Here is a 12,859-nt window from a genome sequence, read left to right as displayed (position 1 = left end):
TAACCGCAATCTAAACCCTTCATGAAGCTTCCTTCACAAATGTTGTAACGTGTCCGCCTCCTCCCAATCTGTTGAGCAGGCCAGCATCGGCCCGGACACAAACGGAGGAGAGACCATGACCAGATTTATAACTGCCGGAGCAGCCGCTTTGGCCACGAGCCTCAGCCTTGCCACCGCAGCCGCAGCCGATACGCCGGACCTGCGCGGGACGTGGACGGGCAGCTATACCGCCGTCGGGCCGAACCGGACCTCGACTGGGGACGCGCCTCGGTTCAACAACGCCGAGTGGGTTCTGGATATCCAAAAGCAGCAGGACAATGTGTTTTGGGGGCCCAGTAAGTGGCGTCCGAATGCGGCTCAGACCTGGCGGGTGATGGACGCGACTGGCACCATCAGTCTGGATGACCCGACCCGGATCAGCATCGTCGAAAGCTCGGCCAACCCCGAGATCGGTGTGAATGCGCTGATTGATGCCCGGTATGAGGACGGCAAAATTTACGCGGATTTCCGTAGCCTGCGTCGTGGAACGACCTACAGCACCGTTCTGGAACGGCAGGTGAACTGAAGCGACCCTGACTCGGACGGGCTGTAGGGGGTACCGGCTGCTAAGGTATGCCGCGGCGTAGTAGGTAATTCCGGCCGGGTCAGGGCGCTTCTCAGGACTACCCGTCTCCGCAGGGAGGAGGCGGTTCGGGCGGCGGCGCGCCCCACATGCAACAGGCTTTTGGTCCTTTCCGCCAGATACGCGGCGTCTCTTGGCGGCAGGGGATTGGGCCCGCGACCTTCAGCGCGGTGTTGCAGTGGTTCGATGCTGTCGCCCGAGCTCTCTGGTTATTCAGGTCGAATTGCGCGGTTTGATTCGGATTGGCAACGTGATTCTGCCTCTGCACCTTCAGGAAACCCATTTGCGGGTGCAGAAACGGGTGCGAAGGAGGCCATTTTTCACAGACGGGAGTTTTCCGTACTCAACAGCCCCTCGCGGCTGGGTTTCCAGACTTGTCCACAAATTCATCCCTGCGGATATCAACACTTTATCCACGGCTAATTTTCATGCTGCGGTGCTATTTTCTTGCCGGACTGCGGATCGGATGTAACAGTTTCGTTATCGCCAAGGCCTTTAGGGGTCACGGCGGGACGCAAAGGCCAAAGGGGCTACGCGGATGATGGGGAACTTTCGGGTTTTTCTGTGATCGCAGCGGGTTACCGACTGGTTTCAAGGTGGTCCGGGCATCATGGCCGGACCGTTTCGAAACCTTATCAGATGGTTAATGCGGGCTGTGACGCGCTTTCACGAGCGTGGCACGGTGGTCGCGGTTCCTGCGGGGGCCGAGACAACTGGAACGGTGCGTCCCTCGGGTGTGCCGAACCGGCAAGGCGTCAGGAGTGTTCCGCAAGGGCACATGCAAAGACCGCGTCTGCGCACCTGACGCCTTTTCCTTTTCCCAGGCTATTGGGCAATCAGACTGCCACTTACCTTTCGCCAAATGCGAGAAGGGGTTCTTGTGTGACCACAAGAACCCCAACGTCCTGTCAGATATGCAATGCCGCGTCTATGCACCTGTGGCTCTATTATAGCCACGATATGCTGGATCATTCAACAATATATTGAGGGCGGCAAAGTTCTTGCCCCAAAATGGAGGGGATCAGATGTTTTCCTGAACGTCGCTTGCCGTGTTGGTAATTGCGTCCCCGGCTTTCTCGATATCCCGACCAACGCCTTTTGCAGTTTCGCAGGCGGTCAGGGCCAGCAGGGTCAGTCCAATCAGAGCGGTGCGGATCATCTGTGTCTCCATAGGTGTTTGCTACGCCGTGCCTAGCAGTTTTTCAAAAGCGAAACCAGCGTTTTGCAGCGGAATCAGTCCTTGCGGATGAAAGGGCCAAAAAGCGCGGTCAGCAGGAAGATTATTGCGGCGGCACAGACGATGCTGGGACCCGCCGGTGTGTCGGCCAGATAGGCACCGCCGAGCCCACCCAAAGCGGCGAGGGATCCGATCACGGCGGCGAAAACAGCCATGCTTTCCGGGGTTTTGACCAGCGACCGCGCCCCGGCTGCCGGAATGACCAACAGTGCGGCGATCAGCAGGATGCCAACCACTTTGATTGCGACTGCAACGGCCAGCGCCATGGCGAGGGTCAGCCAAAGCTCCTCGCGTTTGGGGTCGATGCCTGATGCATAGGCCAGATCGGGGTTCAGCGTGGCGACCAGCAAAGCAGACCACCTGAGTGTCATCACTGTCAGGATCAGCGCTCCTCCGATCCAGATGGTGGCAAGGTCCCCTTTGGTCACGGCCAGAATGTCGCCAAACAGAAAAGCGTTCAGGTCAAGACGTACATCTGACAACAGCGCCACCGTCACCAGACCTGCCGCCAGCGCGGTATGGGCGATAACGCCCAGCAATGTGTCCATGGCAAAGCCTTTGCCGCGCAGCAACGTTACGGCCAACCCCATGGCAAGGGCCGAGGCCAGGATTGCGGGCAGAAGCGGAAGCGAGAAAGCAAGCGACAGCGCGACCCCAAGGACCGAGGCATGGGCCGTGGCTTCTCCCATATAAGCCATTCGGCGCCAAACGACGAAACAACCCAAAGGGGCTGCGGCAATCGCCACGCCAACACCAGCCAGCGCTGCGCGCACCATGAAGTCATCCAGCATCAATGTGCCTCATCATGCGAGTGATCATGGTCGTGCGAATGGCTGTGCTGATGCTGGTAGAGCGCCATGGTCCCCTTAGTGCCACTGCCGAAAAGCGCACGGTATTCAGGCGCATCAGCAACCGTTCGCGGCGACCCTTCACAGCAGATATGTCCGTTCAGGCACAGAACCCGGTCCGAGGCCGCCATGACCACGTGCAGATCGTGACTGACCATGACGACTGCGCAGCCGATATCGCGGCGCACCTGCTCGATCCTTTGGTAAAAGGCCGCGGCGCCCGGTTGATCCAACCCTTGCGTGGCCTCATCCAGCAGAAGCACTTGGGGTTTCTCCAAAAGGGCGCGGGCCAGAAGGACACGCTGGAACTGCCCGCCGGACAGATTGGTCATTTGCCGGTTTCTGAGATCCGGTACACCAGCCAATTCAAGGGCCTGAACAGCCTCTTTTGCCGGGACCCGTCGGGGTAGGCCGAGGAAACGCTGAACGGTCATCGGCAGGGCCGCATCCAACGCCAATTTCTGAGGGACATATCCAATGCTCAGGTTTGGCGCACGGTGGACTGTTCCTTCTGCTGGCGGGATCGCACCGATCATGGCGCGCAACAAGGTTGACTTGCCCGATCCGTTAGGACCGACAATCGTCACGATCTCAGCCTCGGACACCGATGCGTTGACGTTTCCCAGAATTGTGCGCCCATCCACCCGGATCGTCAGGTCCTTGAGAGTGATCAGTGGGGTCGTCACGCCTGTGTTCCAATACATTCCGGGCACAGGCCCTCAGCCTCGACCACGACGCGTTCGATTTGAAAGCCGGATGTGTTTGCGGCAACGCCCAGACGGCCCTGCGTCAGTTCGGTTTCGGTTTCGGCGACCGCTTTGCAAGATCGGCAAATCAGAAAGGCTGGTACGTGATCATGGGTGGGGTGCGCGCATGCTGCATAGGCATTGAGCTGCTCAATGCGGTGGACAAAGCCGTGTTGCACCAGAAAATCCAGTGCCCGATAGGCCACGGGGGGTTGTGACCCCATGCCTTCCGCAGCCAGCACGGCCAGGATGTCATAAGCACCCATAGCCTTGTGTTTTTCCAGCAAAATCTCAAGAACCCGCCGTCGAACTGGCGTAAATTGCAAACGTTTTGCTTTGCATTTCGCCTCAGCTTGGGCGAGAGCGGTATGAACGCAATGGGCGTGATCGTGCTGTCTGAAACCGACGGTGCTCATCCGGTGCTCCGAATTATTTTTGGCTTGATATGTTATAACGTCGGGCATATCAAGCGACCAAGAAATGTAATAACATATCACTCGAGGGTAAATATGCGACGGTCAGTTCTTTGTGCTGTGGGCTCTGTGTTGGCAAGTCAGGCGGTCGCCGAGCCGCCTAAAGTAGCGACGGATATTGCGCCTGTTCATTCGTTGGTCGCGCAGGTCATGAACGGTGTTGGAGAGCCGGCGCTGATCATCCCGGCCGGATCTTCGCCGCATAACCACGCCATGCGCCCATCCGAGGCGCGGGCGTTACAATCTGCCGATGTCGTGTTCTGGGTCGGCGAAGAGCTAACACCATGGATGGAGAAGCCGCTGGCTGCGCTATCGGGCGATGCGCGCCTCGTCACGTTGTTGGATTCGGAAGGTACAGTGCTGTATGAATTCCGCGACGTGGTTGCAGATGTTCACGACGATCATGATGACCATGCGGGCCACGATGGTCACGATTCGCATGATGAACACGAAGAACATGACGATCACGCCGGGCATGACGATCACAAAGATCATGAAGAACATGTGGGGCATGACGATCATGACGATCATGACGGTCATGCCAAAGATGATGAGCACGCGGCGCATGAAGATCATGATGACCACGCCAGCCAAGACGAAGATCATGACGAGCACGCAGGCCATGATGACCATGGTCACGATCATCAAGGCGTCGACCCGCACGCTTGGCTCGACCCTGCAAACGGGCGTGTTTGGGTCCGTGTCATTGCTGAGGCGCTGGCCACGTCAGACCCTGAGAACGCCGCCATTTACAGGGAAAATGCAGAGCGCGCCAAAGCGGAGCTGCTTGAGTTGGAAGCCCAGATCGCTACTGAAATCGCTGGGATGCAGGATCACCGGTTTATTACGTTCCACGACGCCTATCAGTATTTCGAAAACCGCTTTGGACTGCAAACATCTGGCTCCGTAAGTCTCGGCGACGCGTCCAACCCTGGGCCTGCGCGACTGGCCGCGCTGCAAGAGAAGGTAGCAGAGGATTCAATCCAATGTGCCTTCGCCGAACCTCAATACGACACGCGCCTTGTCGAGACAGCGATCGAAGGTTCTGGGGCCGGAGTTTATGAATTGGACCCGCTTGGCGTCGACGTCACCCCCGGAACCGATCATTACTCGGCGATGCTATTGGGGATGGCGCAGGGTTACGTGAATTGTGCCAGCGGGTCCTGAGCCGCGCTCAGGCTGCTTCTTCGGTGCAAAACAGCTCGTAAACAAGTTCCAGCATCCGGCGGGGGCGATCATCTGCCAAACGGTAGAAGATCGCCTTGCCCTCGCGTCGGGGCGCGACCAGCCCCTCAAGACGCAGGCGAGACAGTTGTTGGGACACTGCGGCTTGTCGCGCCGACAAAAGTTCTTCCAGTTCGGTGACCGATTTTTCGCCGGAGACCAAATGGCACAAGATCATCAGCCGCCCTTCGTGGCTAATGGCTTTCAGGAAGTTCGACGCGTCCGTTGCGTTCCCCGCGATCTGCTCGAGGTTCTGAGGTGACATATCCTGTGAAATCTGGGGCAGTGCCATTTATATTTTCCTTGTGGGCCCGGTCGACGGGCGAGTGTTTTAAATTTTCAATGATCTCCGCTGTGCGGAGGCCGTCTGCCTGTATTTTGACCAATTGCCCCCATATGCATGAATCAAAATGACGTGATGGGATGATGCTTGCACATGATTGTGAGGCTCTGTGTGCAAGATGCGTGTTTTTCGAGTCCGAACGGTCTCATTTGCACAAGAAGATACAGAAGTCTTTGGCCCCCCTTGCAGCCCCTCAGTGGCAGCACTAAGACTCGGGTAACGTTTCTTCGGGTATTGTCCCGATCCATAGCAAAGCAGGCAGGTTCCGTATGTTCGATCCCGTTGATACCTATATGAATACGCTCGTCCCCATGGTGGTCGAACAGACAAGCCGTGGTGAACGCGCCTATGATATTTTCTCGCGCCTTCTGAAAGAGCGGATCATTTTCATCAACGGCCCGATCCATGACGGGATGAGCCATTTGATCGTGGCCCAGTTGCTGCATCTTGAGGCCGAGAACCCGAACAAGGAAATCTCGATCTACATTAATTCGCCCGGCGGCGTTGTGACCAGCGGTTTGTCGATCTACGACACAATGCAGTATATCAAGCCGAAATGTTCGACATTGGTGATCGGTCAGGCGGCCTCGATGGGGTCGGTTCTGCTGGCCGGGGGCGAGAAGGGGATGCGCTTTTCGCTGCCCAACAGCCGGATCATGGTGCACCAGCCCAGCGGTGGTTATCAGGGTCAGGCCAGCGATATCATGATCCACGCGGCCGAGACGCAAAAGCTGAAGGATCGTCTGTATGACATTTACGTGCGCCATACAGGACAGACAAAAAAGGCGGTTGAAAAGGCGCTGGACCGTGACAATTTCATGAGCCCGGAAGAAGCAAAAGAATGGGGCCATATCGACGAAATCGTCGAAAATCGTGCAAAAATGGACGGGGACGACGCGTAGGAATCTGTGCCCGTGTTGACCACGTTGGGTACATTTTTGAGATTGTAGCCGCCCCGGTGGTGGCCTAAGCTGCACCAACAAGCGGCAAACGCGGCCCCGGGCGGGGCCGCAGAGACGAAGCCCGAAAGGTATAACATGGCGACGAATTCAGGCGGCGACGGCAAAAATACGCTCTATTGCAGCTTTTGCGGCAAGAGCCAGCATGAGGTGCGCAAGCTGATTGCCGGACCCACAGTATTCATCTGTGACGAATGCGTCGAACTGTGCATGGACATCATCCGCGAAGAGACCAAGGCCAGTGGCCTGAAGTCCAGCGACGGGGTCCCGACGCCCAAGGATATCTGCGAGGTTCTAGACGATTACGTGATCGGTCAGGCCACCGCCAAGCGCGTTCTGTCGGTTGCGGTTCACAATCACTACAAACGTCTAAACCATGCTCAGAAAGCGGGCAGCGATATTGAGCTGGCGAAGTCCAACATTCTGCTGATCGGCCCGACCGGCTGCGGCAAGACGCTGCTGGCCCAGACGCTGGCGCGTATTCTGGATGTGCCCTTCACCATGGCGGATGCGACGACCCTGACCGAAGCCGGGTATGTGGGCGAGGATGTCGAGAACATCATTCTGAAACTGCTGCAAGCGTCGGAATACAATGTCGAGCGTGCGCAACGCGGCATCGTCTATATTGACGAAGTCGACAAGATCACGCGCAAGTCCGAAAACCCCTCGATCACCCGCGACGTTTCGGGTGAGGGCGTGCAGCAAGCGCTGCTGAAACTGATGGAAGGCACAGTGGCCAGCGTTCCGCCGCAGGGCGGACGCAAGCATCCGCAGCAGGAATTCCTGCAGGTGGACACCACGAATATCCTGTTCATCTGCGGTGGCGCATTTGCGGGTCTGGACAAGATCATCGCGCAGCGCGGCAAAGGTTCGGCCATGGGCTTTGGTGCTGATGTGCGTGACAATGATGACCGGGGCGTGGGCGAGATTTTCAAAGATCTTGAGCCCGAAGATCTGTTGAAATTCGGCTTGATCCCGGAATTCGTTGGCCGTCTGCCGGTTCTGGCAACGCTTGAGGATCTGGACGAGGATGCTCTGGTTACGATCCTGACCAAGCCCAAGAACGCGCTGGTCAAGCAATACCAGCGTCTGTTCGAGCTGGAAGATGCCGAGCTGGCCTTTACCGATGACGCACTTAAGGCGATTGCCAAGAAGGCGATCGAACGGAAAACCGGGGCACGTGGTCTGCGCTCGATCCTGGAAGATATCCTGCTGGATACGATGTTCGAACTTCCAGGTCTTAAAAACGTGACCGAAGTTGTGGTCAACGAAGAGGCCGTGACCTCAGAGTCGCAACCGCTCATCATCTATGCGGATGCAGCGGAATCTGCGTCAGCCGGGTAAACCGCTTAATTTCAAACACATACGGCGCGGTTTTCCGCGCCGTTTTCTTGTGAGGCGCAGGAATGATCAAACGTATTTCGTCCGGTGGTGAGTTTGAAGCCAAACTCGGATATTGCCGGGCTGTTGTTGCAGGTGGCTGGGTCCATGTTGCGGGCACAGTCGGGCAAGGCAATGACGTGGTCGAGCAGTGCCGTTCGGCGTTGACGATCATTGAAAAGGCGCTGGCCGAGGCCGGAGCTGGGTTTGCTGACGTGGTCCGCGTGACGTACATGTTGCCTGACAAGGCCGAGTTCGAACCCTGCTGGCCAATCCTGAGCGAGACATTCGGCGCGAACCCACCGGCGGCAACGATGATCGAATGTGGGTTGATCGACCCGAAATACCGGATTGAAATCGAAGTGGCCGCATATCTGCCGGAATGACAGGTGTGATCCTTGTGAGACTGGACCTTGGCGCGCCTTTGGTCCATATCTGCGGAAACAGAATTGCCGGAGGCAGCCCATGGGTATCCTGAACAATCTCTTGCGAGCCGTGACTTGGTGGAACGGGGCGACCTTGAACACGCAGATTTATACTGCACGCAAGGGTGAGAAGGTTGGCGAAGATGACCAGGGTAACGTCTTTTATCGCAACGCCGATGACAGCAAGCGCTGGGTGATCTTCAATGGTGAGGCCGAAGCCAGCCGCATTGATCCTGACTGGCACGGTTGGCTGCACCGCACGTGGGATGAACCACCGACCGACAAGCCGCTGGCCCATAAATCATGGGAAAAACCGCATCAGGAAAACCTGACGGGCTCGGCGCTGGCATATGCACCGGCTGGGTCGCTGCGCCGCCCGGACCCGATTGAACGTTCCGATTACGAGGCCTGGAGCCCCGAATAAACGAGGCAATTTATGTCGAGCTATAACGTAACCGAAGTCCTAGTTGGCGGCGCTGTTTTAGCCTGTGCCGTTGCGTTTGGCATCTATGCCAGCCAATCCACCGGCCTGTCGCAGGGCGGTACAGGGTACGAACTGGGGGCCTCGTTCCGGTCGCTGGAGGGCGTGGGCGTAGGGACAGATGTGCGCCTTGCCGGGGTTAAAATCGGAACTGTGACGGGGGTAACCCTGAATTCCGATACCTACCGCGCAGATACAACCTTTTCGATATCGGACGGCATTCTGGTGCCTGATGACAGCGCGATCGTGATTTCCTCCGAAGGGCTGCTGGGCGGCAACTTCGTTGAGGTAATGCCTGGTGGTTCGCCCTTTTATTTTGAGCCGGGTGACGAAGTTACCGACACGCAGGGCGCGGTCAGCCTGATCTCTTTGCTGGTTAAATTCGTTGCCGGGGACGGCAGCTGATGCGACGCGCAGCCCTTGTCGCGGCATTGTTGACCGCAACGGGCGTTTCGGCCCAGCAAAAGGTCCAATCCGGGCCGGGCGCGATGTTGCGCGGGTTGGACAAAGTCAGCGGCCAGACCGTGGATATCCAGATGCAAAATGGTCAGACCGAGGCAATCTTTGGTCTGGATGTCGCCTTGGGCGACTGCCGATATCCGGCCGAGAACCCGACAGGTGATGCTTTTGCCTATCTGACAATTTGGGAAAATGGCAAGACGGATCAACTGTTTGACGGTTGGATGATTGCGACAGCTCCGGCGTTGAACGCCCTGGATCACGCGCGCTATGACGTCTGGGTCATCCGTTGTATCACGCCTTCGGCGGATTGATCCAAAGCCGTGGCAAAGTCCGCCTCAAGGTTGATCGCCTCTTCCAGTTCCTGCCGATATTGCGCGCGCGGTATCTCAATCGCGCCCAGCGAGGCCAAGTGCGCCGTCAGAAACTGCGTGTCAAACAGCTGAAACCCGGTTCTGCGCAGCCGGTCGATCAGATAGGCTAACGCGATTTTCGACGCGTCCGTACGGCGGGAAAACATGCTCTCACCAAAGAAAGCTGCGCCAAGGGTCACGCCATAGACGCCGCCAACCAACGCGGATTCGTCCCACACCTCCAGCGAATGCGCATGGCCCGAGCGGTGAAGCTGTTGGTAGAGCAGGTGCAATTCGCTATTGATCCATGTATCTGCGCGGTCGGCACAGCCATCGACCACCGAAGCGAAGTCTTGATTGATGCTGATCGAGAATCCGCATTTGCGCATCCGCCGCGCCAGACTGCGAGAAATGTGAAACCCGTCCAGCGGAAACACGCCGCGAAACTTGGGATCGACCCAGAACAACTCCGGGTCGTCGCGGTGCTCGGCCATCGGAAAAATGCCGACGGAATAGCCATGTAGCAAAAGTTCCGGCGAGAGGCTCATGCAGGACATCCCGCGGTCGAAAGGCCAAGGCCCTTCGACCGGGTTGTGTTAATCGGCCATGTTCTCCGCAAGCCAGTGCTCCAGCCAGTGGATGTTGTAGTCACCGCTGTGAAGATCAGGCTCTTGCAGCAAGGCGTGGAACAGAGGCACGGTGGTGTCGATCCCGTCCACGATCAGCTCGCCCAAGGCACGTTCCAGACGCGCTAGCGCCTCGGCCCGGTCGCGGCCCTGTACGATCAGCTTGGCAATCAACGAGTCGTAGTAGGGCGGGATCGAATAGCCGTCATAGAGCGCCGAATCCATCCGTACGCCCAGACCACCCGGCGCGTGATACGCTGTGATCTTGCCGGGGCAGGGCGAGAAGTTGGGCAGCTTTTCCGCGTTGATCCGAACTTCGATGGCGTGGCCATTGATCTCCAGATCGTCTTGACCAAACGACATGTCTTCGCCGGCCGCCACGCGGATTTGCTCGCGCACTAGATCGACGCCGAAAATGCCCTCGGTCACCGGGTGTTCCACCTGCAGGCGGGTGTTCATTTCGATGAAATAGAACTCGCCGTTTTCGTACAGGAACTCGATTGTACCCGCGCCGATATAGTTGATCTTGGCCACCGCGTCCGCGCAGACCTTGCCGATCTTGGCGCGTTCCTCGGGGGTGATGCATGGCCCGGGGGCCTCTTCAAACACTTTCTGGTGGCGGCGCTGCAGGGAACAATCGCGTTCGCCCAGATGGACGGCATTGCCCTTGCCATCACCAAAGACCTGAATCTCGATATGGCGGGGCGTGGTCAGGTATTTCTCGATATAGACCTCGTCATTGCCAAAGGCAGCCTTGCCTTCGGCACGGGCGGTCATGAAGGCGCTTTCCATCTCATCCGCGTTCATCGCGACTTTCATGCCGCGTCCGCCGCCGCCGGCGGTGGCTTTGATGATGACGGGATAGCCGAATTCCTCGCCGATACGTTTGGCGTCTTCCAGCGTAGGAACGCCACCGTCGGAACCCGGAACGCACGGCACGCCAAGTTCCTTCATCGTGTCCTTTGCGGTGATCTTGTCACCCATGACGCGGATATGCTCGGCGGTCGGGCCGATGAAAGTTATGCCATGATCTTCCACGATCTGCACGAACTCGGCGTTCTCGGAAAGGAAGCCATAGCCGGGATGGATCGCCTGTGCGCCGGTGATCTCGCAGGCCGAGATGATGGCGGGCACGGACAGATAGCTTTGCGGGCTTGGCGGAGGGCCGATGCAAACCGATTCATCCGCCATGCGCACATGCATCGCGTCGCTGTCGGCTGTCGAATGCACGGCGACCGTCTTAATCCCCATCTCGCGCGCGGCGCGGATGACGCGCAGGGCGATCTCGCCTCGATTGGCAATCAGGATTTTGTCGAACATAGGCCCGCCTTACTCAACGATGACCAGAGGCGTGCCGAATTCCACAGCGTCGCCGTCGCCCACCAAAATACGCTTGATGGTGCCGGATTTCGGCGCATGGATGTGGTTCATGGTTTTCATCGCTTCCACGATCAGCAGCGTGTCGCCCTCGGACACCGACGCACCGACCGAGATAAAGGCAGGCGCGCCCGGTTCGGGCTGCATGTAAACGGTGCCCACCATGGGCGAGGTTACGGCACCGGGGTGGCTGGCGGGGTCTTCGGCTGCCGCAGGGGCTTCGGCTGGAGCAGCAGCAGGTGCGGCTGCTGGGGCAGCAGCGGGGGCTGCTGCCGGGACGGCAACCTGAACAGGAGCGGCTGCGGCTTGGTTCATGCGGCTGACGCGCACGTTCAGGCTGTCTTCTTCGCCATATTCGCGTTTGACCTGCAACTCGGTCAGGTCGTTTTCGCGTAGCAATTCGGCAAGAGCCTTGATGAATGCCACATCCGCTTCGTGTTTAGTGTCTGTCATGAGTGTCCTCGACGGTTCCCCTTGGCCCGTCTGTGAGTTGCGGGCTTTGATCTGATTACGCAGCGTTATAATCTATGCGTCCAGCCATGAAAAGCGCGTCTCGGCCTGTCTGAACCGGGTTTGGTTAAGTTTTCGGTAGGGAAATAAACCTAGAGCGGCATTCCAGAAAGTTTCGCTACCAATTCCGGTAGTTTTCGCGCTCCGAATTTCTCCAGCAGCCGGGCACGGTAGGCCTCGATGGTGCGGTAACTCAGGCCCAGTTCCACGCCGATTTCCTTGGCCGACAGGCCACGGCAGGACAGGATCGCGACCTCGCGCTCGCGCGTGGTCAACTCGACCAAGGGGCGTTCTTCCGAGATGTCGGAAAAACTCCAGATTCCATGCCGGAATGGGTCGTCCGGCGTTAGGGACCGACCGCGTGCACGGCACCAGAACAGGTCGCCATTGCGCCGCCGCATGACCCGTTCGTCCGTGTAATATCCTGTGTCACGCATCACTTGAAGGCTGCGCGCGCCAATCCGTTCCCAATCCGCGACCGAGGGGTAAAGGTGCAGCAGAGGCATGTTGCGGTACTCGAATTCTTCCCCGCCAAAGGTGCGGGCGAATTGCAAGTTGCACCGTCGGATGATCCGGTTCTCCAGCTCGACAAGGCCGATTGGGGCATATTCGAAGGCGGGGTCGCTCATCCCGCTATGGTGCCGGGATTTTAGTGGGATGAGAAGGGGGAAGGCCGGGAATATGTTCCTGGCTTGACCTGTGATTTTGTTAAGGTTGTAAAGATGGTGGGAAAATTTGACTATAAGTAATAGAAATATATCAAAAGTTCCGAAAATTCCACGGACAATGACAGGGA

At 57.9% G+C, this 12,859-nt stretch carries 17 protein-coding genes; 8 read left to right on the top strand and 9 right to left on the bottom strand.

Annotated elements, in window-relative coordinates; all coding sequences use genetic code 11:
* The first annotated feature begins 115 nt into the window (after positions 1–115).
* Entirely contained in the window at positions 116–565 is a 450-nt protein-coding gene (locus ACR0CA_RS03585) for a hypothetical protein (protein ID WP_480897456.1), read from the top strand.
* A gap of 1,078 nt (positions 566–1,643) precedes the next feature.
* Here ACR0CA_RS03585 and ACR0CA_RS03580 read toward each other — a convergent pair.
* From ACR0CA_RS03580 to ACR0CA_RS03565, 4 genes are all read right to left on the bottom strand, one after another.
* On the bottom strand, positions 1,644–1,793 hold the full coding sequence (locus tag ACR0CA_RS03580) for an entericidin A/B family lipoprotein (RefSeq protein WP_480897455.1): 150 nt from the start codon (positions 1,791–1,793) through the stop codon (positions 1,644–1,646).
* A 62-nt stretch (positions 1,794–1,855) separates the two neighbouring features.
* A complete protein-coding gene (locus tag ACR0CA_RS03575; protein ID WP_170770052.1) occupies positions 1,856–2,650 on the bottom strand; it encodes an iron chelate uptake ABC transporter family permease subunit in 795 nt (264 codons plus the stop codon).
* Positions 2,650–3,393, bottom strand: a complete 744-nt coding sequence (locus ACR0CA_RS03570) for a metal ABC transporter ATP-binding protein (RefSeq protein WP_480897454.1) — start codon at positions 3,391–3,393, stop codon at positions 2,650–2,652. Before ACR0CA_RS03570 ends, ACR0CA_RS03575 begins: the two co-directional genes overlap by 1 nt.
* Entirely contained in the window at positions 3,390–3,869 is a 480-nt protein-coding gene (locus ACR0CA_RS03565) for a Fur family transcriptional regulator (protein ID WP_480502737.1), read from the bottom strand. Before ACR0CA_RS03565 ends, ACR0CA_RS03570 begins: the two co-directional genes overlap by 4 nt.
* A gap of 93 nt (positions 3,870–3,962) precedes the next feature.
* On the opposite strand from ACR0CA_RS03565, the gene ACR0CA_RS03560 reads away from it, so the two are divergent.
* On the top strand, positions 3,963–5,093 hold the full coding sequence (locus ACR0CA_RS03560) for a zinc ABC transporter substrate-binding protein (RefSeq protein ID WP_480897453.1): 1,131 nt from the start codon (positions 3,963–3,965) through the stop codon (positions 5,091–5,093).
* 7 nt (positions 5,094–5,100) lie between these two features.
* Here ACR0CA_RS03560 and ACR0CA_RS03555 read toward each other — a convergent pair whose 3' ends face one another.
* Complete coding sequence (locus ACR0CA_RS03555; protein WP_170790441.1) at positions 5,101–5,442, bottom strand: ArsR/SmtB family transcription factor; 342 nt, start codon at positions 5,440–5,442, stop codon at positions 5,101–5,103.
* 320 nt (positions 5,443–5,762) lie between these two features.
* Between ACR0CA_RS03555 and ACR0CA_RS03550 the strand changes: the two genes are divergently transcribed.
* From ACR0CA_RS03550 to ACR0CA_RS03525, 6 genes are all read left to right on the top strand, one after another.
* Positions 5,763–6,395, top strand: coding sequence for an ATP-dependent Clp protease proteolytic subunit (locus ACR0CA_RS03550; protein WP_170770057.1), 633 nt, complete (start codon positions 5,763–5,765; stop codon positions 6,393–6,395).
* 135 nt (positions 6,396–6,530) lie between these two features.
* A complete protein-coding gene (gene clpX / locus ACR0CA_RS03545) occupies positions 6,531–7,796 on the top strand; it encodes an ATP-dependent Clp protease ATP-binding subunit ClpX (RefSeq protein ID WP_170770058.1) in 1,266 nt (421 codons plus the stop codon).
* A gap of 62 nt (positions 7,797–7,858) precedes the next feature.
* Positions 7,859–8,218 (top strand): RidA family protein, encoded by a 360-nt coding sequence (locus tag ACR0CA_RS03540; protein ID WP_480548771.1) that lies wholly within the window; start codon positions 7,859–7,861, stop codon positions 8,216–8,218.
* Positions 8,219–8,297: 79 nt separating this feature from the next.
* A complete protein-coding gene (locus tag ACR0CA_RS03535; protein ID WP_170770060.1) occupies positions 8,298–8,681 on the top strand; it encodes an NADH:ubiquinone oxidoreductase subunit NDUFA12 in 384 nt (127 codons plus the stop codon).
* Between the two features lie 12 nt (positions 8,682–8,693).
* The gene (mlaD, locus tag ACR0CA_RS03530) at positions 8,694–9,143 is read left to right on the top strand and encodes an outer membrane lipid asymmetry maintenance protein MlaD (RefSeq protein WP_170770061.1); all 450 of its coding nucleotides are present in this window, start codon (positions 8,694–8,696) and stop codon (positions 9,141–9,143) included.
* The gene (locus ACR0CA_RS03525; protein WP_170770062.1) at positions 9,143–9,511 is read left to right on the top strand and encodes a DUF2155 domain-containing protein; all 369 of its coding nucleotides are present in this window, start codon (positions 9,143–9,145) and stop codon (positions 9,509–9,511) included. The genes mlaD and ACR0CA_RS03525 overlap by 1 nt, the downstream gene beginning before the upstream one ends.
* On the opposite strand, the gene aat is transcribed toward ACR0CA_RS03525, so the two are convergent.
* The 4 genes from aat to ACR0CA_RS03505 all read right to left on the bottom strand — a co-directional run bounded on the left by aat (position 9,466) and on the right by ACR0CA_RS03505 (position 12,692).
* Positions 9,466–10,098 (bottom strand): leucyl/phenylalanyl-tRNA--protein transferase, encoded by a 633-nt coding sequence (aat, locus tag ACR0CA_RS03520; RefSeq protein ID WP_480548769.1) that lies wholly within the window; start codon positions 10,096–10,098, stop codon positions 9,466–9,468. The genes ACR0CA_RS03525 and aat overlap by 46 nt on opposite strands.
* 48 nt (positions 10,099–10,146) lie before the next feature.
* Entirely contained in the window at positions 10,147–11,496 is a 1,350-nt protein-coding gene (gene accC, locus ACR0CA_RS03515; RefSeq protein ID WP_170782801.1) for an acetyl-CoA carboxylase biotin carboxylase subunit, read from the bottom strand.
* Between the two features lie 9 nt (positions 11,497–11,505).
* On the bottom strand, positions 11,506–12,006 hold the full coding sequence (gene accB, locus ACR0CA_RS03510) for an acetyl-CoA carboxylase biotin carboxyl carrier protein (protein ID WP_170770065.1): 501 nt from the start codon (positions 12,004–12,006) through the stop codon (positions 11,506–11,508).
* A gap of 149 nt (positions 12,007–12,155) precedes the next feature.
* Positions 12,156–12,692 carry a LuxR C-terminal-related transcriptional regulator gene (locus ACR0CA_RS03505; RefSeq protein WP_170770066.1) on the bottom strand — a complete coding sequence of 179 codons (537 nt, stop codon included), beginning with the start codon at positions 12,690–12,692 and terminating at the stop codon, positions 12,156–12,158.
* Between the last annotated feature and the right edge of the window lie 167 nt (positions 12,693–12,859).

The organism is Ruegeria sp. F12, from assembly GCF_056533885.1.
The sequence above is the reverse complement of the archived record's forward strand: the minus strand, read 5'-3'. Positions and strand labels throughout refer to the sequence as shown.